22 protein-coding genes and 2 pseudogenes are annotated in these 20,581 nt (G+C 70.4%); 14 read left to right on the forward strand and 10 right to left on the reverse strand.

The window, feature by feature from the left end:
- Nucleotides 1–64 precede the first annotated feature (64 nt).
- Nucleotides 65–1,300 carry a hypothetical protein gene (locus tag ACFV7Q_RS32615; RefSeq protein ID WP_385434071.1) on the forward strand — a complete coding sequence of 412 codons (1,236 nt, stop codon included), beginning with the start codon at nucleotides 65–67 and terminating at the stop codon, nucleotides 1,298–1,300.
- A gap of 72 nt (nucleotides 1,301–1,372) precedes the next feature.
- Here ACFV7Q_RS32615 and ACFV7Q_RS32620 read toward each other — a convergent pair whose 3' ends face one another.
- Complete coding sequence (locus tag ACFV7Q_RS32620) at nucleotides 1,373–1,588, reverse strand: hypothetical protein (protein ID WP_385434073.1); 216 nt, start codon at nucleotides 1,586–1,588, stop codon at nucleotides 1,373–1,375.
- Nucleotides 1,589–1,702: 114 nt separating this feature from the next.
- Between ACFV7Q_RS32620 and ACFV7Q_RS32625 the strand changes: the two genes are divergently transcribed.
- The 7 genes from ACFV7Q_RS32625 to ACFV7Q_RS32655 all read left to right on the forward strand — a co-directional run bounded on the left by ACFV7Q_RS32625 (nucleotide 1,703) and on the right by ACFV7Q_RS32655 (nucleotide 7,404).
- Nucleotides 1,703–2,233 carry a helix-turn-helix domain-containing protein gene (locus ACFV7Q_RS32625; RefSeq protein WP_385434075.1) on the forward strand — a complete coding sequence of 177 codons (531 nt, stop codon included), beginning with the start codon at nucleotides 1,703–1,705 and terminating at the stop codon, nucleotides 2,231–2,233.
- A 96-nt stretch (nucleotides 2,234–2,329) separates the two neighbouring features.
- Entirely contained in the window at nucleotides 2,330–2,743 is a 414-nt protein-coding gene (locus ACFV7Q_RS32630; protein ID WP_385434077.1) for a Dabb family protein, read from the forward strand.
- Nucleotides 2,744–3,811: 1,068 nt separating this feature from the next.
- Nucleotides 3,812–4,150: a DUF4158 domain-containing protein gene (locus ACFV7Q_RS32635; protein ID WP_385434079.1), complete on the forward strand. Its 339-nt coding sequence runs from the start codon at nucleotides 3,812–3,814 to the stop codon at nucleotides 4,148–4,150.
- A 109-nt stretch (nucleotides 4,151–4,259) separates the two neighbouring features.
- On the forward strand, nucleotides 4,260–4,781 hold the full coding sequence (locus tag ACFV7Q_RS32640; RefSeq protein WP_385434082.1) for a MarR family winged helix-turn-helix transcriptional regulator: 522 nt from the start codon (nucleotides 4,260–4,262) through the stop codon (nucleotides 4,779–4,781).
- A gap of 118 nt (nucleotides 4,782–4,899) precedes the next feature.
- Nucleotides 4,900–5,361, forward strand: a complete 462-nt coding sequence (locus ACFV7Q_RS32645) for a hypothetical protein (RefSeq protein WP_385434084.1) — start codon at nucleotides 4,900–4,902, stop codon at nucleotides 5,359–5,361.
- 52 nt (nucleotides 5,362–5,413) lie between these two features.
- Complete coding sequence (locus ACFV7Q_RS32650; protein WP_385434086.1) at nucleotides 5,414–6,280, forward strand: NmrA family NAD(P)-binding protein; 867 nt, start codon at nucleotides 5,414–5,416, stop codon at nucleotides 6,278–6,280.
- Nucleotides 6,281–6,540: 260 nt separating this feature from the next.
- Complete coding sequence (locus ACFV7Q_RS32655) at nucleotides 6,541–7,404, forward strand: recombinase family protein (RefSeq protein WP_385434088.1); 864 nt, start codon at nucleotides 6,541–6,543, stop codon at nucleotides 7,402–7,404.
- Nucleotides 7,405–7,683: 279 nt separating this feature from the next.
- Here ACFV7Q_RS32655 and ACFV7Q_RS32660 read toward each other — a convergent pair whose 3' ends face one another.
- The 3 genes from ACFV7Q_RS32660 to ACFV7Q_RS32670 form a co-directional block, all read right to left on the reverse strand.
- Complete coding sequence (locus tag ACFV7Q_RS32660; RefSeq protein WP_385434090.1) at nucleotides 7,684–7,890, reverse strand: hypothetical protein; 207 nt, start codon at nucleotides 7,888–7,890, stop codon at nucleotides 7,684–7,686.
- A 356-nt stretch (nucleotides 7,891–8,246) separates the two neighbouring features.
- A complete protein-coding gene (locus tag ACFV7Q_RS32665) occupies nucleotides 8,247–8,522 on the reverse strand; it encodes a hypothetical protein (RefSeq protein ID WP_385434092.1) in 276 nt (91 codons plus the stop codon).
- A 734-nt stretch (nucleotides 8,523–9,256) separates the two neighbouring features.
- Nucleotides 9,257–9,514: a hypothetical protein gene (locus tag ACFV7Q_RS32670; RefSeq protein ID WP_385434094.1), complete on the reverse strand. Its 258-nt coding sequence runs from the start codon at nucleotides 9,512–9,514 to the stop codon at nucleotides 9,257–9,259.
- Between the two features lie 186 nt (nucleotides 9,515–9,700).
- Here ACFV7Q_RS32670 and ACFV7Q_RS32675 point away from each other — a divergent pair.
- Nucleotides 9,701–9,952: pseudogene (locus tag ACFV7Q_RS32675) on the forward strand (hypothetical protein); the annotation flags it as partial.
- Here ACFV7Q_RS32675 and ACFV7Q_RS32680 read toward each other — a convergent pair.
- The 4 genes from ACFV7Q_RS32680 to ACFV7Q_RS32695 all read right to left on the reverse strand — a co-directional run bounded on the left by ACFV7Q_RS32680 (nucleotide 9,940) and on the right by ACFV7Q_RS32695 (nucleotide 13,857).
- Nucleotides 9,940–10,416, reverse strand: coding sequence for a hypothetical protein (locus ACFV7Q_RS32680; protein ID WP_385434096.1), 477 nt, complete (start codon nucleotides 10,414–10,416; stop codon nucleotides 9,940–9,942). The pseudogene ACFV7Q_RS32675 and the gene ACFV7Q_RS32680 sit on opposite strands and share 13 nt — an antisense overlap.
- Nucleotides 10,417–10,546: 130 nt before the next feature.
- Entirely contained in the window at nucleotides 10,547–10,696 is a 150-nt protein-coding gene (locus tag ACFV7Q_RS32685; protein ID WP_385434098.1) for a hypothetical protein, read from the reverse strand.
- A 976-nt stretch (nucleotides 10,697–11,672) separates the two neighbouring features.
- Complete coding sequence (locus tag ACFV7Q_RS32690; RefSeq protein ID WP_385434100.1) at nucleotides 11,673–12,317, reverse strand: hypothetical protein; 645 nt, start codon at nucleotides 12,315–12,317, stop codon at nucleotides 11,673–11,675.
- A gap of 601 nt (nucleotides 12,318–12,918) precedes the next feature.
- The gene (locus ACFV7Q_RS32695; protein WP_385434102.1) at nucleotides 12,919–13,857 is read right to left on the reverse strand and encodes an amidohydrolase family protein; all 939 of its coding nucleotides are present in this window, start codon (nucleotides 13,855–13,857) and stop codon (nucleotides 12,919–12,921) included.
- Nucleotides 13,858–14,278: 421 nt separating this feature from the next.
- Here ACFV7Q_RS32695 and ACFV7Q_RS32700 point away from each other — a divergent pair, with 421 nt between their 5' ends.
- Nucleotides 14,279–14,491 (forward strand): hypothetical protein, encoded by a 213-nt coding sequence (locus tag ACFV7Q_RS32700; RefSeq protein WP_385434104.1) that lies wholly within the window; start codon nucleotides 14,279–14,281, stop codon nucleotides 14,489–14,491.
- Between the two features lie 87 nt (nucleotides 14,492–14,578).
- Here the strand turns inward: ACFV7Q_RS32700 and ACFV7Q_RS32705 are convergent, their stop codons facing one another.
- Entirely contained in the window at nucleotides 14,579–14,839 is a 261-nt protein-coding gene (locus tag ACFV7Q_RS32705; protein WP_385434106.1) for a hypothetical protein, read from the reverse strand.
- 19 nt (nucleotides 14,840–14,858) lie between these two features.
- Between ACFV7Q_RS32705 and ACFV7Q_RS32710 the strand changes: the two genes are divergently transcribed.
- Both ACFV7Q_RS32710 and ACFV7Q_RS32715 read left to right on the forward strand, forming a co-directional pair.
- Complete coding sequence (locus ACFV7Q_RS32710; RefSeq protein WP_385434108.1) at nucleotides 14,859–15,275, forward strand: hypothetical protein; 417 nt, start codon at nucleotides 14,859–14,861, stop codon at nucleotides 15,273–15,275.
- Nucleotides 15,276–15,714: 439 nt separating this feature from the next.
- Nucleotides 15,715–16,048 (forward strand): annotated as a pseudogene (locus ACFV7Q_RS32715) (cation transporter); the annotation flags it as partial.
- 86 nt (nucleotides 16,049–16,134) lie between these two features.
- Here ACFV7Q_RS32715 and ACFV7Q_RS32720 read toward each other — a convergent pair.
- Nucleotides 16,135–17,178, reverse strand: coding sequence for a hypothetical protein (locus tag ACFV7Q_RS32720; RefSeq protein ID WP_385434110.1), 1,044 nt, complete (start codon nucleotides 17,176–17,178; stop codon nucleotides 16,135–16,137).
- A gap of 682 nt (nucleotides 17,179–17,860) precedes the next feature.
- On the opposite strand from ACFV7Q_RS32720, the gene gdhA reads away from it, so the two are divergent.
- Together gdhA and ACFV7Q_RS32730 are read left to right on the forward strand one after the other, a co-directional pair.
- Complete coding sequence (gene gdhA / locus ACFV7Q_RS32725) at nucleotides 17,861–19,228, forward strand: NADP-specific glutamate dehydrogenase (RefSeq protein ID WP_385434112.1); 1,368 nt, start codon at nucleotides 17,861–17,863, stop codon at nucleotides 19,226–19,228.
- A gap of 558 nt (nucleotides 19,229–19,786) precedes the next feature.
- Complete coding sequence (locus ACFV7Q_RS32730; protein ID WP_385434114.1) at nucleotides 19,787–20,212, forward strand: hypothetical protein; 426 nt, start codon at nucleotides 19,787–19,789, stop codon at nucleotides 20,210–20,212.
- Nucleotides 20,213–20,581 lie beyond the last annotated feature (369 nt).

Below are 20,581 nucleotides of genomic sequence, written 5' to 3' on the forward strand. Positions count from 1 at the left end.
CACCCCTCACACATGCCACACCCACCCCCCAATCCCCCCGCCCCCCCCCTGTCCCACAACCCCCATGGGGGCGCCCGCCTGGGGGCCCCCGGTCGCTCCCACCGCCATGGGCCTTGCCGCCTCACCGGCTGCTGCAACGCCCACCAACACGACGGCGCCCCGGCCCGGCGACACCTGTACGGCGGCCGACCTCGGGACACGCCACCCGTACATCAAGACCACCGAAGTGTCGCCGACGATCACCCACTTCAAGGGCTGGTACGTCACCGAGGGCACGACCGGCAACCAGACAATCAGCACCAGCACGCAGACCACAATCTCGGTCTCCGTCGGCCTCAACGGCAACGTCCAGGGCAGTTTCGCCGTCGAGACCCTCGGCACCGTCGGCGCGAGCCTGGGCCTGAACGTACAGGTCAACTACTCCTCCACCAGCAGCGTGTCGAATTCGGTCACGTGGAACTTCAACCAGCCCGGCTACTACGGCGTCTACAAGGGCACCAAGAAGGTCACCGGGACGTACGGAAGCCTCAACTGCAACCGCGCCCAACAGAGCGATGGCAGCTGGGCGTTGAAGTGGATCGAGGGGCCGGGCAGCGGCAGCTTCACCACCTACACCACCCTGGAGGAAGGCGCGGTGCGCTGCCAGGACAACGTGCCCGCAGGCAGCATCATGGCCAAGGCGCAAGACCTCCTCGACTGCGGCTCGGCCGCCGCGCAGGCCGAGCACCCGGCGGGTGCGGTGGCGCCGACGGCGAAGCAGAACCGGGACCACCTCGTGCAGCGCCCGGCTCTCACCAGCGGCACGTCCGCCGAACAGCCCAAGGCCACCGGGCGTAGCGCGCGGGCCGCTCTCAACTGCGAGCCCGGCGCCTACAAGATCGCCGTACCCGGCAAGCCCCTGTCCTGGGGCGCGCCGCTCTTGGCGGCCGACGGTGTCCGCCTGCGGCCCTCGACGATCTTCAGCGCCCACCTGGACAACTGGCGACTGTGCAACGTGACGGAGCACAACGGGGTCATCGAGGCGTCCCTGTGGAACTGGGGCAACGGCGGGTGCGCGACCATCGCCGCGCAGAACGCGGCCACCGAACAGGCGGTCCTGCAGACGGCTCCCTGCACGGAGGACGACCTCCAGCGGTTCTACATCTACCGCGACGTACCCGGCAGCTCGAAGATCGGTGTGCAGAACAAGTACACCGGCTCCATGATGGGCCACGACCGGTACGCGGACGGAGAGTTCATACGGCAGTACTCCAGCGGCAGGCAAGACGGTACGGGTACGTACACCCTGATCGGAGTCTGACGGCCCACGCCCCGTGAGCGGCCCCGCACGTGACCCTTCGACCTCCCGGTTCCGTGCGGGGCCTCCGCGTCCCTACTCCGGCCCAGGCCTTGGGGACCAGTGGAGCAGCCGACACCTCGTTGCCCGACAACGCACTTGCCTCATGAACTCCTGGCAGCGCCCAGCGCCCAGCGCCCAGCGCCTCGCGTACGGGTCCCAGCCCCGCTCGATCAGCAGGACGTGCCCTGCGGCGAGGAGGACGACGTCGGCGGTGTAGCGGATGGACTCGTCGGTGTTGTCGGTGCGCAAGGGTGTCCCCCACGACGGCTTCCCCCTGGGCCCCTGGCTGGACAGCGGCGCGGGTCGGTCTGCTGGAAAGGCGGTGCTGACAGTCAGTGAACGCCTCCGAGGCGGGCGCGGGCCATGCCCGGTCCGGACCCTGCACAAGCGTGCGTGGATCGGCAAACTTCGTCCAGGGACGGTGCCGCGGGGCAGAGCCTGCGCCGTGCGCGGGTGCTCAAGGGGTGGAGTCAGGAGAGGCTCGGAGCCGGGGTCGGCTATTGGGCGTCGTGGGTGTCGCGAGTGGAACGGGGGAAGATCCCGCCGGACCGAATCGCGCTGGCCCGGTTATGTGGTGTGCTGGACGTGGCGACCCATGACCTGGCCGAAGGGGCGGACGTACACCGACGCGAAATGCTGACACTCGGACTCGGACTCGGACTCGGGGCCGCCTGGGCCCTCCCCACCACCGGCGCTGCCGCCGCCGAACCGTACACCGCGGCCGTGGAGCGAGCGCACGCTGCGCCGCCATGCCGGCCTCAACCGCGTGATCGGCACGATTCTCGCCGCCCTGGGGACTTCCCTCGCGCTCGCCTCCACCTGAAAGATTATCCTGCTTCCGGCAGGTGTCCTCGGTATGGACGGCCTGATAGCGACTACGATGCGAAATGGTGACGGAACGGCGCGTTCGTCGTCCATGGAAGGTCGGGTCGGGCTGCACATGTCCATCAGGCGTGAATACATCAAGTCGCTTCATGTGAAGAATCGTTCATGACCGCACGGAAGCGATCTGCGGTCATGCAGTTCCTCATGGCGAGTGCGGTTTCCGTGGCCGCATCCACAGGATGCGCTACGGAAAACAATGGAGCATCAGGCGGCGATGCGAGCACCTCGGCAGCAGCCGCTTCCGCCCCGGCGGAACAGGTCGACAAGGACGCGGCGAAGGCTCTGCGTGAGGAGCTGTCGCGCGTCGGTGCGGAGGAGTTCACTGCAGCGGACTACAAACCGGGCAGGGTTCAGCATATCGTTCTGTTCAAGTTCAAGCCGGATACGTCCTCGGAAGAACAGACGGAGACCATGAAGCGGTTCCGTTCTCTCAGGACGCAGGCAACCCGCGACGGGAAGCCCTACATCATGTCCCTGGATTCAGGCGTCCAGACGAGTGGTGAAGGGGCTGGATCCTGACGTTCGCCTCCGAAGGTGATCGGAATTATTACGTGGGAAAACCCGTTGTCACCGACCCGGAGTTCTATGACGCGGCACACGAGTCGTTCAAGAATTCCGTCCGGCCGCTCCTCGACGGTGCCATCGTTTTTGATTTCAACGCGAGCAAGTGACCGGCCGATACTCCGGCCGTCGATGGACTCGGGCGTGAGCGAACCCCGTTCATCCTGTCGTTGACGGACGGAACGGCCCGGCCGGCGCGGCCCTGTTCCGCTGAACGACAAGCCGAGTGCCTGCCTGTGGTCCCGCAGCAGCGAGCTTTCGCACAGGGCACCACCTCCTGGGAAGCCCTTCGCGCCAGCGGAGCAGCTGCTCCGCCACACCGCGGTGCCAGATCGAAGTTCTGATGACACTCAGATTGGGAACAGCGTCCCGCGACGGGCCGGGGGCCACGGCACTCTCTCGTACCCGTCCGCCTGCCGTCGCCTGCCCTGGGAGCGGGCGGAGCGGTAGCCGCCCAACTGATCGCCTCCGCGAGGACCGCCCGCGCAGCATCTGCCGAACAGCGCCGCATCGCTGCCGCCTACCTGCTCGGGTTCAGGAGCGAGCTGGAACCATGGGGGGCAGTATGGGCCGTCCAGCAACGCGCGCATGGCCGACAGCCGACGCCACCCGTCAACAACCAGGTCCGCCCGGGTCAAAAGCTTGCCGCCGGCCAACTTCGCTGAGACGGGACACGGGCGGCCGATGTGACGCTCAGGGAGTGCGGGTGGGCCGGTGACCGCCCCGGCGGAAGGGGAGGATCCTCGTTGTTCACGACGTGGCGTGAGCAGTACCAAGCCAACCAGGAGATGAAGCGGCGCATCGAGCTGGAACGGTGGGAGCAGGAGGAACGGTGACGGGAGGAGGACGGGGCTGCGAAGCAGAAGGCGTTAGGGGAGGCCCTGTTCTCCCGAAGCTAATGCGAAGTGACAAGTAGCTCTCTGTAGCGGAACTGGGGTGTGCTTGTCGGCGTTTTTGATCTTCTGGGCTCATGGGTGCCTTGCTCGGCGAGGTTGGTCCGGTCATGGCGACCTGAGGGAGCTTGGGGTGCGGCAGGAGTGGGAGCCGGAGGACCTGATCGAGGTCTGGGCGCTGCTGGAGGAGGACCAGGAGCGGCTGCGGAACAAGTCGGGGGCGAACCGGTTGGGGTTCGCGCTGTTGCTGAAGTTCTTCGAGGTGGAGACCCGGTTCCCGGAGGGCGCCGGGGAGATCCCGGTGTCGGCGGTGTCGTATGTCGCCCAGCAGGTGAAGGGGCGGCGGAGGAGTGGGCCGCGTACGACTGGGCGGGGCGGGCGATCAGACAGCCCCGCGCAAACGCCGGCCGGGTACCGTAGACGACCGGGCACGTCACGCTCGTTCAGGGCACCGATGACCAGGTCTGCGTGAGGCCCCCGGGCGCGGTGGGCTGCAGTCGGGGCGGAGCCGTCCGGAGTCTGCGGCTGCGAGGCTCCTCGGCGACTTGACCGGCAGATAGTTAGTCGCCATATTACTTCTCATGAGTGACGAGGATGCGAACCCCGGCACTGCACCCACGCTCGAACAGGCGCGGAAGCAGATCGCACGGTACGGGCTTGAGGCCGACCCGCAGGCGGTGCTTGTCGCGGTGCGCCTGATGGCTGCCGGGGCGCGCCTGGACCGGGCGTCCGAAGTGCACTTTGCGCGTTCCGGGCTGTCGACCGGGCGCTACCGCCTCCTGGTGGATCTCGAGGACAGCGACGGGGAGAAGTCGCCGTCGCAGCTCGCAAAGAGTCTTGGCGTCTCGCGCGCCACAGTGACCGGCCTGGTCGTTGGCCTGGAGCGAGAGGGTCTGGTGGCTCGCCGCGCCTCAACGGAGGACGGGCGGGGCGCAGTAGTCGTACTCACAGCCCGCGGCAGCCAGCGGTTGCGCGATATGGCCGCGGACCACTTCGCACGGCTTGAGGCGCTGGTCGGTGGACTGGCCGCCGACGAACGCGGGCTGTTCCTCGACCTCCTGGAGCGGATCACTCAGCGCATCGGCGCATTGACTGCCGAATAGTTGCGGCATCACTTCCGCGCGCGGGCGGCCGCCTCGACCGCACGGCGCCCTTTCCCACGCCCCAGTAGTTAGCCGCCTAATCAGCTAGTTAGCCAGCTAATTATTTTTGAGGAGTCACATGAGTCCCCCTCCCAGAACCGCCCAGCGCTGTTTCGCCATGCGTCCGTTCACCCTGTGGAAGGAAGTCGCGACCGCCTACCTGGCCCCCGCGCTCACCGCCGGGCTCGGCGGATTCCTCAGCGGCCAGCCCGAACTCACAAGGGCCGCCTTCACCTCCATCGGGGCCACATCGGCCTTGGCGGCCTGCATCGTCGGCGCATGGCTGCACCGCCGGGGCCGACCCCGACGCTGGACAGCCTCGGCGCCGCGACCGGTACTCACCCTCGGACTTGCCATTACGGCGGCCGGAATCGCCGGCCTGGCCGGATGGTTCGGATCCGACTGGCTGCCGTCGCACACACCGGTGCCCGATGCCGGATGGCTGGAGCGGCTGCGGATCGACCTGCCCATGTCGGCCAGTCTGGCCACCGCCATCGTCACCTGGCGGTGGCACGGCACGACATCTCGGCAACAGGCCTGACCCAGCCCTTCCCATCTGATTCTTCAGACCCCTCACTCACGAAAGGCACACTGTGATCACCATCATCGGCGCCACCGGCGCCACCGGCAGCGCCCTGCTCCGGCGCCTCATCGAACTCGCAGTCCCCTGCCGCGCCGTCAGCCGTACGCCCGACAATCTGCGCGCCGCCATCGGCACGAACACGCCAGTCGAGATCGTCGGTGCGGACGCCGCAGACCCTCAGACGCTCCGCGACGCGTTCGAGGGATCCACGCAACTGTTCCTCGCCATGGCCAACAGCCCGCGTCAAGCCGAGCTGGAGACCAACGTGATAGACGCCGCAGCCCGCTGCGGGGTACGGCACGTGGTCAAACTCTCCGCCCCAGCAGCCGAGCCCGCCTCACCGGTGGCCATCTCGCGCAGCCACTGGCGGGTCGAGGAACACCTGGCGACAACCGAAATGACGGCTACGCTGCTCCGGCCCTACGCATTCATGCAGAAGCTGCTCTTGAATGCCCCAGCGATCGCCGAGGGCGTACTCATCGGGGCCATGCGCGAGGCACCCTGTAACTACATCGACGTCCGAGACATCGCCGACGTCGCCGCCGAGACCCTCCTGCGCCCCGGCCTTGCCGGCGCCACCTACACCCTGACCGGCCCGCGGGCCTTCAGCCACCCCGAGCTCGCCGGTCTACTCGGCGAGCTGACCTGCCGCCCCGTTCGCTACATCGACCTGCCACCGAGCGAGTTCCACGGCCACCTCCTGTCCACCGCACATATGCCGCCCTGGCTCGCCAGCCACGTGGTAGAGATCCAGCAACTGGCCATCGCCCGCCCGGAATCTCCCAACGACACCATCGAGACCGTCCTCGGCCGCCCCGCCAGGACACTGCACACCTTCCTCCGCGAACACCTCCACACGTTCACCAAGACCGCCTGACCGACGCCCAACCGTCTGCCCCCGCCCCTCACCCTTCTCCGGGGTACCGGTCCCGGTATCCCGGAGAAGGGCATGCGAGACGGACATCGGCCGCAGTAGATCGCCATCAGCCTGGCGCTACGACCCCCAGCAGGCGGAAATCGTTGCCGAAACCGGCCGCCGGACCCCGCCGCACCCGGATTCGTTCGCAGAGCCCGTTCTCACTCAAAAGCGGGGACGGACCCCCTTCTGAGACTTGCATGGTGCGAAAATCTGGACCCATGACGGGTCCTCAGCAGCCCTCCCCGTCCGACCGGTCGGACGCCGACGACGTCGAACAGCACGCCTGTCCGAAGTGTGACGCACAGCCCGGCTCGCCCTGCCGCTCGCGCGGCGGCGCGGTCGCCTCCGCCTACCACACCCGCCGCTTCACCATGGTGGCCCGGCCGAAGAAGGCCCTGCGGGTGCCGACCCCGGCGCACCGCGGTCCGGGCCGGCCGTGGCGGCCGTGGCGGCCGTGGCGGCCGTGGCGGCCGTGGCGGCCGTGGCGGCCGGGCACCCCGCCGCCGGCACCGATCGACCCGGACCTGCCCAGCGCGGACATCCGCATCCGCTACGCCCGCTGCTCGACGCTCAGCCAGGAACTCGACTCCCAGCTGGACGCCCTCAGCAAGCACGGCATCCCCCGCGACAAGATCTTCAGCGAGAAGATCAGCACCCGGGTGCCAGTCCGTCCCCGGTTCGAGGAGGCGCTGCGGACGGCGCGGGAGGTCACGGCGCACGCCCCGCACTGCCGCGTCATTTTCACCGTGTACGAGATGAAGCGGCTCGGCCGCGACGCCGCCGAACTCACCGCCCTGGCGGACCACCTCACCGCCCCTGGCCTGGTCCTGGAGATGCTCGCCGGACCCCTGCCCGGCGTCTACGACCCCACCGGGCCCGGCAAGCTGCCGTTCGCGTTCCTCGCAGCGATGTCGGAGACCGAGCGGGAGAACATCCGGGAGTCGACGCTCGAAGGGCTCGACACCGCGGCCCGCAGGGGCAGCATGGCGGCCGGCCCCCGGTCATCACCGACGACCTGCTGCACACCGTGCTCCGGCGCCGCGCAGGTGGCGAGTCCGTCGAGCAGATCCAGCCCGACCTGATCATCCCCACCGACAAGCGCAAGGGACAGAACCCTCGGTGGCGAGCATCTACCGGGCGCTGGCCGAGCACGCCAAGCGCGAGGCGTACCCCGAAGCCGTCGAACGGGCCCACTCCGACTTCGCCGCCCTCCAAATTGGCGAAGTCCCCGGACCACGCCGCGCTCTCCCCGACCGAGCGTCACGTGGGCGATGCACCCGACGGTGGACCGGGTGCCGTACCGCCATACCCACCGCGCCGGGTGCAGCGGCCGGACCGGTTGCCCAGCCGTGCGCCGATGGTCAAGTGATGGCCTGCGTGGTCCCGTCAGCAAGCGCGCAGGCATAGCCGGCGTAGGGGCGTGAAATGATCTGTCCGCCGGCGGCCGTGCAGTCGTCTCTGGAGATGTTCGGGGACGAGGCGGCCCCGGCGCTGACAGCGCCGACGGCGCTCACCCCGGCAAGGGTTGCCGCGGCCAGGGCGAGACCCAGGATTCTTCGCATGCGCATGACTTCCTCCTCCTCTCAGGCGCCTTCGTTCGGCCCTCGGGAAGGAAGGACAAGTCTCAAGACGACGGCGCCCTCTTACTCAGCATGGATGCTCCGCATTTGGCACGCGAGGCGAGGCTGGGCGCCGCGCCGGGCGGTGACTGCCCGACCCTGGAGGGGCATGACGTCACCGACGTCGACCGGTCGCACCGGTATGCCGCGTGCGCTTCGGTAGGAGCGGGGGGGACGTCGATGTCCTTGGCGTCGAGACTGCCCAGCCGGCCGCGTTGTGTCCGGGCAGACCGGGGGCTGAGGAGGAGGAATCGGGCCGTACCTGCCTTCGACCGGTGCCGGCGGGCGGCGGCCGCGCCAGTCCTCTAACGCGGTTCGTGGGCCGCCGCCCGGCAGGCACCGGTCGCGGCGCCGCCCGCCACTCCGGCTCCGGTCAGCCCGGTCACACAACTCTGCAGGTCTCCGACCACTCCGCGGGTGCAGGCCGCTGTGACGGAGTCGGAAGCGGTGGCACCGGCCAGTTCGGCCATCTGTGTGCAGGCGGCGATGTCCGCCCGGACCGCGGGAGCGGCGAGGAGCGCACCACCGAGGGTGAGGGTCAGGCCGGTGAGGGCACCGGCGATACGGATCGACGTGCGCATGGGACGCACCTGCCTTCAGGGTTGGTCGCACGGTCCTGGTCCCGGCGGGCCGGATCCACGCGGTAAGGCCGCCTGGCGCCGCTCGGTGAGCGGTGCCCCCCGCCGGCGGGCTCACAGACTGACCGCACGATGCTGCGTCGCATCCGTTGAGCCGCGACGGGACACGGTCGCCAGGCCGAAGGAGAGGGCCCCGGACGGACGAGACTCGCTCGGACCTCCACTCGCGGGCCCTTCACTCCAGCGTCGCATCCTCTCCCCCGCCCGTCCTGGGCACCGAGGGCGGCCGCGCTGAGTAACTGCGATTGAGCGAAGCGTGGAGCCGGCCCGTCCGGCCGACCAGGTGGATCGGACCGCCCAGCATCCTGCCCGGCCTGTCCCCCACACACCGCCGGGCGCGGCTCGACCGGGGCAGGCGGCGGGCCTTCGCTTCCCCACGAGGTGCTGGGCCGCCACTGCGGTGGCACACCCGATCAGGAACCCTGTGCGACCAGACCAGCCCCGTGATCGACGAGCGGATGGCGTCTGACACAACGTCGTGCGCCTGGCATGCCCACAACCGCACGATGGCCGAAGACCAGCGCAGGGCCGCCACAGCGTGCCGGGCCGCACCACGAAGTTCGGCGCGCCGCTCCCTCCCCCACGAACGGGCGGTCCTGCCACTCGGCTCGACCTCAGCCACTGCCGCACACACCGCCTGAGACCGTCTGGGCCGACTGTCCCCTCCGTCCGCGGGGCTAGAGCTGCGCGATGTTCTTGTGCATCACGCCGGCGCTGTCGGAGTGATAGGCGGCCAGGCGCACCTCGAGCGGGTGGCTCGACGGGGCCTTGATGATGACCGCGCGCGTCTCACCCATGCCGATGCCGTAGAACGAGGGCTCGGGGGTGAAGGAGGTCCAGCCGTCCCCGCCGGCCTTCGGGTCGTTCCACTGAACCCAGGCGCAGTCACGCTCGCCGGAGGTGATCAGCACGTAGGTGACCTTGACTGAGTTCACCGCACCGTCGATGCGCTCCTAGTTCACCGTCGCGGTGTTGTGGTGGAGGTTGGCACCGGCCACCAGGTTGACCGTGCTCAGGGTGGTCTCGGCGGCGGCCGGGTCCGCCCCTCCCGCGCGCGTGGTGGCCATCAGGGCAAGCGCGGCGGCAGGGCAGCGGACCGCCCGGATCCTCGGCCGCGAGCTGAGATCGTGTGCAACGAGCCAGGCCAGCGCGGCTTCTTGGTCCGGCTCAAGCGTGGGGGGATCGAGCGGACCTTGTCGTGGATCACCGCCCACCGGAGCCTCGCACGGGACTATGAGGCACCGGCCCCGCACGCTCGGAGACGGTGATCCGCTGGGCGTTGAATCGGCGTGATGGTCCGTCGGCTTGCCCGGGGCCGGGCAGCCGCCCGGGAGGGCCCGCGGCTCCTCGCCTGCTCGGGTCAGGTGTCGTAGCTACCGTCCCAGGGAGCCTGGAAGCCCAGCTCGTCAGGATAGAACTCCATCCACACGCGGTCGGTGTCCTCGCCCTCCTCGTCCTCGTCTTCCTCCGGGATCAGACCGAACAGGGCCCCCTCGAACCGGACCTCGAAGGGTGCGATTGCGATGTCCTGGTACTGCCGCTCCGGCAGGGCATCCAGCCACTCATCAAGCAGTCGCCGGGCTGCTGTGATCACCTTCTCCTCACCGTCCGCCGTGGTTCCGGTGAACTGAATACGTGAGTCCAAATGTTTACCGGCCTCGTTGAAGCGATGGAGCACGGCGCACCAGCGCTTGTGGGACTGCCAGTCGTCACCGCTCCAGCCTTCGGGGAAGGCCGCCGTGACGGACGCGAAGAACTGGCCGCCCTGCCACCGCCCGATGGTGCTCGTGCGGTAGTCGGGCTCGTGTCTGATCGGGATGACTTCGGGAACGCTCATGGGCGAACCATAGGCGTTACCTCAGATTCAGGGCTCCTCACCGTCGTCGCTGGCCACCAGCCGCGCCGCTCTCCCCGCGAACATTTCCATCACCCTTCCTCGGCGAGCCATTCGGAGGCCGGTCCGAGGTTCAGCACATCCCCTGCCTCGCGGCCCGTTGGTGCAGTGGCGGTGCGCTCCACATCCGGGACCGCGCGTACGCGTGGAGTGCCTCGCGGGCGAACGTCGCCCCCGCTGCGTCGTCGTACATGCCGGTGAAGCGGGGGTCGTCCATGTACATGTCCCCCGGGCCCTCCTCCCGCCCGTGCACCCGTCGCAGGGGCCGCGAGGGCGGCTGCCGGTCCATCGTCGGCCAGGACCTCGGCGATGGCCGACAAGCCCATGCCGGGCGTTTCCGCTCCCACCGGAGCGGATGCGCCGGCCTCCGCGAGCGTCCGGCCGTACGACCGGGGTGCCGGAGCCGTGCACCGCCGTGACGGGCCGCTGGGGTCGTCGTCGGGGCGGCGCCGGCCGACGCCTTTGATCTTGGTGCTGCTGCAGCCCAGCGTGCTGACGTCGACGAGTCGGCGGGTGCGGAGGTCGCAGGTGGACCCATGTGTCGGGCCGTCGGGCGAGAGGTCCGATTCCCCGACCCCGTAGTCCCCGCGCACCCCGGTCGCCATGCTGGAGTGCCCCAGCGTGCCGAGATCGGTCGTGGTGTGCCTGCGCTGGGCGTACGCGAAGGCTGTTTCGGCGGCGTGTTCACTCGTCAGTGAGCTGCCGACGATCGTGTTGCCGTCGATGGCGGTCGCCTTGCTGCGGATACCACCCAGGGCATCGAGGTCCCGGCACGGGGTGCTGCACGGAACCTGCCGCCGGCCCGGCCGACGACGTGTCAGCCCCGTACGCCGGACGGCGCCCACGGCGAGCAGGCCCGCGGCGACCGGGATCCAGGCGCGTGAACGCATGCGCATTGATGCCCCACCTGAAATGATCGAGGGAGACGAACACGGTTCGGTGGACCCCCGCGGCCTCCCCGCGCACGGGCCGACCGGGCGGTGCAGCTTTCCCTTGTTCGTCGGTTCCGATCGGCCCGACAGCGGGTGATCTGCCACGAGTACGACCTTCGTGACCGCCGCCAGGACGGGGTACGTTGAGGTCGCGTGGGCCGGCTGCAGTCGGTGGTGGGGGCGGCCTGCGGCCCGGGGGCGGCGGGCTCACCGGGGGGCGTCGTCTGAGAACGCGCCCCGGTCGTTCCGTCCGGTGTCGGCAGGGCGTCAGAAACGGGTGGCGGGGCCGGCAGTCTGCTGCGCCACGGTCCACACCAGCTGCTGGAAGCCGGGCACCGGGACGGAGCGCGGGCCCGCCGGGGCGAACGGCCCGGCCGGCAGGTACGCGAGGTGGCAGCGCCCGCAGGTGAATGCCGCCTCCCACACCGCGAACAGCGCGGGGAAGGCAGCCGTCTGCGCCTGGAACCGCTTTCTGGCGCTCCGCCGTGCCAGCGCACGGTGGAACAGTGTGGCCACGGCGCCGGCCAAGGCGGGCAGGCCCAGCACACCCCAGAAGATCATGGCGTTGTGCCCCGCGCCGGGCTTGCCGCTGGCGAGCAGGGGCAGCGTCATCAGGGCCACGACCACCGGCACGGCGCAGAGCACAGCCAGCGCGCACCCGCCACGCTGTCGTTCCAGGATCGGCTGGGGCGGCGGCGCCAGCTGTTGCGCCAGCAGGGTGCTCGACACCCCCGAGGTGTGGACGGTCGAACGACCGAAGACCGCGACCGGCCCCACACCCGGCGCGAAACCGGTCCCCGACGAGTAGCCGGTCGACACGCCCGCGTAGGTACCGGTCTGTTCCTCGTAGACGGCGCGCACGCTGCGCACCAGATCGATGGTCCCGCACTGCGGGCAGCTCGCGCCGCTCATGGTTCCCGTTCCCCTCCAGCCACTTCCCGTAGTTGTGATCATCACACGTTCGCACGTCGCCGCCCCTCGGGCAGCCAGCTCGGCGATCGGAGTCGCAGCCACCGTCACCGCACGGGGTGAAGCCCCGGTCCGCGCCGGTCGCGTCGCGTCGCGTCCCAACCGTGCGGCCACGTCGCGGCGGCCGGCGGCTCTTACGAGAGGTCGACCACCGGCCGGGCGGCTGGCCGGCTCGGCCGGCTCGGCGTGGCCGGCTCGGCGTGGCGTGGCCGTGGTGTTGGCGCTCACGTTGGGCGGCCGCGGCACCATCGTCGCGATGCCGGCGGGTACGGGGTCACGCCACCTTGTCCGGGAGGCCACCCTGCGCGGCGCTCCTGACGCCGTCGGACCGTCGCCACCTCGCCCGGATGGACCCCGACAGCCAGTTGCCGCCGAAGCTCAGGCGCACGAACGTGCGCAGTCCAGCACGCATCGTTCTCCGTGAATGGCATTCCGGCCGACCAGCGTACCCGTACGCGAGTGTGAGTCCGACGGGCGACCGGGTGCGCGCCGCACGACGACCGGCGGAGGGAATCTGCGCGCGTGCGTGGCCGGCCCGAGGCGGTCAGGCCCGGGCGAGACGGGGGAAGAGGGACTCGGCGTTGCCTCGGTGGACGGCGTGGAGCTGCCCGTCCTCCCAGTGCGGGTATCCGTCCAGCCCGTCATCGAAGCCGCTGCACCATTCCTCGGGGACCATGGGGAAGTCGCTGCCGTACAGGACCTGTCCGGGCTCGGCGAAGGCAAGGAGCGAGGGCAGTGAGGCGGGGCCTGCGCAGAACGCCGTGTCGAAGTAGAAGCGCCGCAGCTCGGCCAGGAGGTGCTCGGGCGTGGTGCCCGGGCGAAGCCGGGCGGCGGCCGCAAAGCGGTGGGCGGCGTACGGCAGGAAGCCGCCCGCGTGGGGGAGGATCATCTTCAGCCGGGGGTACCGGCCCGGGACACCGGCGACGGCCAGGTGCAGGGCGGTGCGGGCGGTGTCGTACGGGAAGTCCACCAGTGGGCTGGGCAGCCCCGGGACCATCGCACCGTGCGGCGCGGTGGGGTGGACGAGGAGCACCGCCGCGCGCGCGTCCAGCTCGGCCCAGAGCGGTTCGAATTCCGGGTCTCCGAGGTAGCGTCCGTGGGCGTTGGACAGGACCGTCACACCGTCGGCGCCCAGCACGTCCAAGGCGTGGGCGGCCTCGGCGAGCGCTCCGTCCACGTCCGGCAGGGGGAGGACGGCGAAGTTGCCGAACCGGTCGGGCCGGTCCTTCACCAGCTCTCCCGTGAACTCGTTCACGTCCCGGGCCGCGGCGCGGGCCCCCTCGACGTCGTCAGGAGCCCCGAGCGGAGCGGCGTAGGAGAGGATGCCGGTGGCGATCGAACGGCGGTCCATCATCGCGATCGCGCCCTGCCGGTCCCATGCGGGCACCGGCCAGCCGAGGGCAGCGGCGCGGTCGGCGATCGCGCCACTGCGCTCGGGCGGGATCACGTGCTGGTGGACGTCGATCCGTGCGTGTTCGTTCATGCCGGCCCCGCTCTCTTCCCGCCGACCTCCGCGAGCGCCGGTTCACGGTGAACGGGACGCGGCGGGTCACCCGCAGTCCATCAGACTCCACACACCAACGGCTGCCGGCACACGCGGACGCCGCCCGGGCCCGATCCACCCGTACGGCCCACGCACCTTGAGCTGAGGGCGGGTGCTCGGCCTCGGGAAAACGCGGCGGGGGCGGCATGCGCAGCAACGTTCGCCGGGGCGCGCGGCGCACGGAGAAGAGACCGGTTCGCGGCGTACCTCCCACGTGCACGTCCTGGGCGCGCTGCGCGCCGACTTCTACGCCCGGGGCCCTCCACAAGCCCGCCCTAGCCACCACCCTGCAGCGCGGCCAGATCGTGGTCGGGGCGCTCAACATCGCCGAGATCCGCAGCACCGTGCGTGGGACTACGGCGTGCGCGGGCTCCCCCTGCTCTCGCACGCCCTGCTGTCCACCTGGGAGCGGGACCGCGGCAGTGTCCTGACCACCGCCGACTGCCGGGTGGGCGATGGCACGTTCGCCGCGGTGTCGGCCAGCGCGGAGGAGGCGTACGCCGCACTCAGCGAGAGCCGGCGCGCCCTAGTGATCGACGCGATCGCGTCCAAGTACCACGCCGGGACGCCGTAGAAGAACCTGCCCGAGCACTTCGGGTCGTGGAAGTGCGCCCACGACTGGCTGCGGCAGTGGGCGGCCGACGGCACCTGGGAGAAGGTCTCAACCGCCCTGCTCGCCCAGGCCGACGCCGAGGGCGACCTCGACTGGGCCGTCACGGTCGACTCCAGGATCGTCCGCGCCCGTCAGCACGCCGCCGGGGCCCGTGAACAGGGGTTGGTCTTGGCCGACAAGGCGCACCAGGGTCCGCCCGTCCATGGCTTCCCACGCCGACGTCACAACGGCGTGACGTGGCCTGTCAGAGGCATCGGCTAACTTGCGCACCATGGGAAACTCAGGCGGATCGTTGACGACCCGATCCACGGGGGAACTGCACCAGCTCATGCGGGCAGCCGGGTTTGCGGGCATCGACGACACGGAGGCGTTGGCGGAGGGCTGGCAGGTCACGGGCTTCGCCGACGCCGGACGGCGCAGCCTTGCGAACCTGGTCGAGCGAACGGGGCAACCGGCTGTCACGGTGTCCTTCCTCGAGAGCGATCTGGGTTTCATCGAGGCCCTCACACCGGACGGCGACAGCTGGGAGGGACTACTCAACCGGGAGATGGCGAAGAGCTACGAGATACCTCTGGAGCACTTTCCCATCGAACCGGCCGTGGCCGGCGCTCTCGCCTGGTCGGCCGCTGCGGGCCTGACGCCCGACGAGGAAGCCATCCGGCAGACGCTCACCGGGTCGGCTCTGTTCGCGGAAGAGCTCTCCTCAGCCCTCATGATCGCCCTGGGGCTGCCCGGCGCAACCTAGCCCTCAAGCCAGCCAGGACCTGGGGAATTGCGTGAACTTCCCCAGGGGGTATAGCGCGATCGTCCACACAAATCAGCCAGCGGGCCACTGACCGCGAACACTGCCCCAGTTCGACGACTTCGGGGGCGCGCGAACGCGGGCGCGCCGGTCAGCACACACACCAGGCCGGATCCCGCGTACGCGAGCGCCCACCCGACTGCGGCGCGGGCCGCTGCCGCGGGGGTGAGGTGCACACGCGGCGGACACCCGTTCCGAAACGGCTTTTCGGCGCTCGGTCGCAGAAAATCGCTCATGCCCAGACCGTCGCACCGGCGGCTGCCGTCCGGCATCGGACCGCAGCACGATCCGCAGATCCGCCTCCACCGGACGGGGGAGCTGTGCTGCGCTTTGCCCGGGGCGGCCGCTGCACGGCTGCGGGCTCGGTCGCTCCCGTTTTCTCTTCACCCTCGCCGCCTATGTCACCGTCGAGTCCGTACGAGTTCTCGTCGGCACGGGCGAGGCCGAACCCACTCGACCATCGGCACTGCCCTGGCCGCCCTGTCCTCGGCCATGGGGCCCTTTCCCGTCCATCGCCCAGGGCAGGGCAGGGCGGGACGCGAACTCGGATCCGCCTCCGCGGTCGCGGACTCCGAGCAGACCCTGCCGTGCACCCACCTGTCCGCCGTCCTCCTCATCGGTCCACTCACCACCAGCCCCTTCGGCCGGCCCTGGGCCGACCCCTCGCCGCCCTGGTCATTGCCGCCTTCGCCGTCAAGGAAGGCCGCGACGCCTGGTAGGGCAAGGGCTGCTGCGCCACCTCCGCGACACCAGCGTCCGTCCAGCGAGGCTGGAAGGACCGGGTTCGGACCGCACAAGGCCGTTAGGGCCAGCCTGGGCGCAACGAACGGATGGCCCGGGCGAACAGGCCGAACCGGCGTGCCCACGTGGCTCCGCCGAGCTGGTCGACATATCGTCCGGCCTGCGGGTCGACGGCGCGCCGGCCGGTCTCCAACTGGACGGTCAACGCCAGTTGGTAGAGCTGCTCCAGCGCCACTGTCGCCGGCGCGGCGTTGTCGCACGGCAGGGGCACCCACAGCTCGTACCTGCCCGACGTCCGGTCCAGGGCCAGGCGTACACCGCTCACCGGATGTTCCACGACCGTCCCGTCTGCCGGGGCGACGGTCAGGCCCAGGACCTCGCGGGCCTGAGGGGCGACCCTGTCCCATGCGGCGAGGGCCGCCACCGGTCCGGTCGGGGCGTCGTCATCGTGGAAGGTGATCGCGTACCGTTCCGCCGCACGGGCCCCGCCCGCGGCTCCCTCCGGAGGCACGTCATCTGCCGCGTCGCGCTCGTCCCCGATCGGAATGCGACTGCGCAACCACCTCTCGGCAGCCACCCAGTCGTCCTCGCCTGCGCGGCCGACCCAACTGCGCAGCCGGCCCTCCGCCTCCACCAGCCCCTCCCCGGAGTCGACGGCCCGCTCGAGCCCGCCTTCCAGGTCCGCCAGCGCCCCCAGATCGCCCGGCTCCGCTTTCGTCTTCGCCGCCGGTCCCCAGGGGGGCAGCACCGCTCCGGTCCCCTCGGTGCGCACGACCTCGCCGACTGGCCCTTCCGGTACGCAGCGCCGGGTCAGCGTGAAGGAACCACTGCTCCCGATCTCCTGGGCCTGAACGGCGAGCACCTCCGGGCCTGGTCGCCAGGCCACCGCGCACCGGAGGTATCCGTGCGTCGGGTCGGCAAGGTGCTCGCGGGCCTCGGCAAGGTCCGCGAAGGTGTACAGGTACCGGTCCTCGATGTCGTCGGCGAAAACGAACACGGCTCCGCTGCCCGCGCCTCCGCCCTCCGCAGACGCGTCACCTGCGTGCACCAGTGCGAACGCGGCGAGCTCATCAAGCTGCCCGCCCGACCCCTCGCTCCGGGACATGAAGGTGTTTCCTCTCCACAGCCGTTCCGTCTGCCCAACAGTACGTGGACACGCATGAGCGGATCGGCCCAGGAAAGCCGCAGCGGGGCTGGGCGTACGCGGGTCGATTTCGAGTGGATGCACCGCCTCCGGGTGGATCGAGCCCGTCTCTTGGGGACGCGCCCAGTTCGGCGCCACCAAGGCCGGCGCGGGCACGTCCCCCGCTTCTTCACCGGCTGGACCAAGGACTTCAGCCCGAGCCGAGGGCTCGACGCCTTCGCGTGGTGACGCTTGATTCCGCATGCCGAGGACACGCCACGGAGGGAGGTGGGGCGATGTCCAACCGTGTGCGCGGCGGTTACCCCAGCCGCTCCGCGCCCGTGCGCGAACGCTCCCCCGTTCGAAGATGTCCGAGCGGGTGGTCGAATGTCCCGCTGCTGCGTCTTTTTGTGGTCTTCGGATAGAGGTTCATGGCTGGTCGGAAGCCGCGGAATAGGCTGCCCGGACCGTTCGGCCAGCAAGATCCAATCGGCGCCGTTCCCTGCCCACCGGTCCCCCTCCGGCCGGCGGGGACGTCACGAAACCACCGTTCCCCCGGCCCGGACGTGTACGACGTGGCCGTACCCGTAGGCCTCGCCGACCCCGACCAAAGCAATCCGTACGAGCATCCAGGACACCCCCGACCAGTGAGAGGGACATCCCCGTGAAGGACCAGAAGGCCCCGCGCGCTCCCAAGGACAGACTGGCTTCGCTCCGTGCCGAGCTGGAGCGCCGGAACCCGGCGCAGCCGGAGTTCCACCAGGCGGTGCGGGAGGTGCTGGAGACGCTCGTCCCCGTCTTCGCCGTCCGTCCCGAGCTCGCGGAGCCCGGGGTCGTGGAGCGCCTCGTGGAGCCCGAGCGTCAGATCATCTTCCGGGTGCCGTGGCAGGACGACGAGGGCACCGTCCACGTCAACCGGGGCTACCGGGTGGAGTTCAACAGCGCACTCGGCCCCTACAAGGGCGGCCTGCGCTTCCACCCGTCCGTCAACATCGGCGTCGTGAAGTTCCTCGGCTTCGAGCAGGTCTTCAAGAACGCCCTCACCGGACTGGGCATCGGCGGCGGCAAGGGCGGCAGCGACTTCGACCCGCACGGCCGTTCCGACGCGGAGGTGATGCGGTTCTGCCAGTCGTTCATGACCGAGCTCCAGCGCCATATCGGTGAGCACACGGACGTGCCGGCGGGTGACATCGGGGTCGGCGGCCGGGAGATCGGCTACCTCTTCGGGCAGTACCGGCGCATCACCAACCGGTGGGAGGCAGGCGTCCTCACCGGCAAGGGCCAGGGCTGGGGCGGCTCCGCTATCCGCCCGCAGGCGACCGGCTACGGAAGCGTCCTGTTCGCCGCCGAGATGCTCGCCCGCAAGGGGGCCGCTCTGGACGGCCAGACCGCCGTGGTTTCCGGCTCCGGCAACGTGGCGATCCACACGATCGAGAAGCTCCAGCAGCTCGGCGCCCACCCGATCACCGCGTCCGACTCCGCCGGCTACGTCGTGGACGACAAGGGCATCGACCTTGACCTGCTCAAGCAGGTCAAGGAGGTCGAGCGGGCCCGAATCAGCCGGTACGCCGCGTGCCGCGGCTCCTCCGCCCGCTACGTCGCCGGCGGCCGCGTCTGGGACGTCGCCGCGGACGTCGCCTTCCCGTCGGCCACCCAGAACGAGCTCGACGCACAGGGCGCCCTGGCCCTGGTCCGCAACGGCGTCAAGGCCGTCTCCGAGGGCGCCAACATGCCCACCACCCCCGAGGCGGTGCACATCTTCCATGAGGCGGGAGTCGCCTTCGGCCCGGGCAAGGCGGCCAACGCGGGCGGCGTCGCGGTCAGCGCCCTGGAGATGACCCAGAACGCCGCCCGGACCGCCTGGACCGCCGAGCGCGTCGAGGACGAGCTCGGCGCGATCATGCGCGCCATCCACGACGTCGCGTACGAGACGGCGGAACGCTACGGCGCCCCCGGTGACTACGTCACCGGCGCCAACATCGCCGGCTTCGAGCGCGTGGCCGACGCGATGCTGGCCCAGGGCCTCATCTGACCTCACCCCGAGCACCGGCGTCCGACCCGCTCGACCGCCGAACCGTCGAGCGGCCGGACCCGTCCCGCGGGGCACCGCCCTAGCTTGGTCTGACCGTCCGGCGTCGAGCGATGGGTCGTACTTGATCACTCGGTTCGGGAATCGCCGTGCACAGCAGCGGACTTCGCAGTCCCAGAAGGTCCTGTCGGTCTCCGCGCACCGCGTCAGCAGCACCGCGACCACCTCGAGCGTGGCCCGTCGTCGGCGCGGGGAGGGGGCGGGGAGTCCAGTGAGGCGTTGACCGCCTCCAGCGGACCTACTGCTCATCATCGACGTCCGTGATTTCGTCGACAAGGTGCGTTGACCGTCACGGCAGGTCCCGACCGGCGGGTGGGCGTGGAGCGTGTGCCCGCAGTGCGGCCTTCCGTCACGACGCCGTGACACACACCGGCGGCTCGTGGGCTGCGGTGGACAGCAGCCGGAATTGTCCCGTTCGCCTTCGGGCGGAGGCACGTTGCCCGTAGCGTGGGCTGCGATCCGCATGGATGACAGGGGTGAGGCGCGGTGGAGCCGATTTCGATGGTCTTGCTGGCGGCGTTGGCCGGCGGTGCCGGGGGCGAGGCCGGCAAGCAGGCGTGGTCCGGACTGAGCGCACTGGTTCGCCGCCCGCTCCATCGTGCCGACGGCGTGCCCGCGGTGTCCTCGGGGGAGGCAGAACTGGCGGCACTGGAGGAGGCACCCGGTCCGGAGCGGGCGAACGCGCTCAGCACTGCCCTGGCGGTTCGGGCCACCCTGGACGCGCCTTTCCGCACCGGCCTGCAGCAGTGGCACGACCAGGCCAGAGTGGTCCGCACCGGCGACGGCGAGGTGACCAGCACCATCAGCGGCGGCACCTTCCACGCCCCGGTGGTACAAGGCCGGGATTTCTCCGGGGTCTCCTTCGCTACCGCGCCCCCGCCGCCTTCGTCCGCCCCGACCGACGACACGGCGGCTCCGCGGACCTGACCGCTCCGCTGGGGTTGTCGGCGGAGCTGGAACGGACCGGTCTCGGACCGGTCTCGCACCAGCCGGCAGGACCGACTGGTGGCCTCTCCGGCTACACCGCCCGCGGGAGGCGGCGGGCGGCCTGGACGCGGCACGGTTCGCCGGTGTCCCGGGCCGGGCTGCCGCATCGCGTCCACGGCCCGCAACGCGAACCTGTGGGGTTACTCGCTGCACGAGGGAGTGGGTGTCTACAGTGACTGACGAGGCGCAGTCACGAGAACCGGTCCGGTCGGGGGGACCGGGCTATGTCGGTGGACCCCCCGGGTTGTACGCGCCAAGGAGCCCCGCTGGCCCAACCAAAAACCCCCCCCCCATTGCGCCCAGGGGGAG

Origin of the sequence: Streptomyces sp. NPDC059851 (genome assembly GCF_042732005.1) — a bacterium.
Lineage (GTDB): Bacteria > Actinomycetota > Actinomycetes > Streptomycetales > Streptomycetaceae > Streptomyces.

Coding starts and splice junctions, on each gene's coding strand:
- ACFV7Q_RS32645 (WP_385434084.1), top strand. CDS start 4,900: ATGAGTCCCCCTCCCAGAACCGCCCAGCGCTGTTTCGCCATGCGTCCG.
- ACFV7Q_RS32665 (WP_385434092.1), bottom strand. CDS start 8,522: ATGCGCACGTCGATCCGTATCGCCGGTGCCCTCACCGGCCTGACCCTC.
- ACFV7Q_RS32695 (WP_385434102.1), bottom strand. CDS start 13,857: ATGAACGAACACGCACGGATCGACGTCCACCAGCACGTGATCCCGCCC.
- ACFV7Q_RS32615 (WP_385434071.1), top strand. CDS start 65: ATGGGGGCGCCCGCCTGGGGGCCCCCGGTCGCTCCCACCGCCATGGGC.
- ACFV7Q_RS32720 (WP_385434110.1), bottom strand. CDS start 17,178: ATGTCCCGGAGCGAGGGGTCGGGCGGGCAGCTTGATGAGCTCGCCGCG.
- ACFV7Q_RS32685 (WP_385434098.1), bottom strand. CDS start 10,696: ATGTACATGGACGACCCCCGCTTCACCGGCATGTACGACGACGCAGCG.
- ACFV7Q_RS32655 (WP_385434088.1), top strand. CDS start 6,541: ATGACGGGTCCTCAGCAGCCCTCCCCGTCCGACCGGTCGGACGCCGAC.
- ACFV7Q_RS32630 (WP_385434077.1), top strand. CDS start 2,330: ATGACCGCACGGAAGCGATCTGCGGTCATGCAGTTCCTCATGGCGAGT.
- ACFV7Q_RS32710 (WP_385434108.1), top strand. CDS start 14,859: ATGCGGGCAGCCGGGTTTGCGGGCATCGACGACACGGAGGCGTTGGCG.
- ACFV7Q_RS32690 (WP_385434100.1), bottom strand. CDS start 12,317: ATGAGCGGCGCGAGCTGCCCGCAGTGCGGGACCATCGATCTGGTGCGC.
- ACFV7Q_RS32680 (WP_385434096.1), bottom strand. CDS start 10,416: ATGAGCGTTCCCGAAGTCATCCCGATCAGACACGAGCCCGACTACCGC.
- ACFV7Q_RS32625 (WP_385434075.1), top strand. CDS start 1,703: ATGCCCGGTCCGGACCCTGCACAAGCGTGCGTGGATCGGCAAACTTCG.
- ACFV7Q_RS32730 (WP_385434114.1), top strand. CDS start 19,787: ATGGTCTTGCTGGCGGCGTTGGCCGGCGGTGCCGGGGGCGAGGCCGGC.
- ACFV7Q_RS32640 (WP_385434082.1), top strand. CDS start 4,260: ATGAGTGACGAGGATGCGAACCCCGGCACTGCACCCACGCTCGAACAG.
- ACFV7Q_RS32660 (WP_385434090.1), bottom strand. CDS start 7,890: ATGCGCATGCGAAGAATCCTGGGTCTCGCCCTGGCCGCGGCAACCCTT.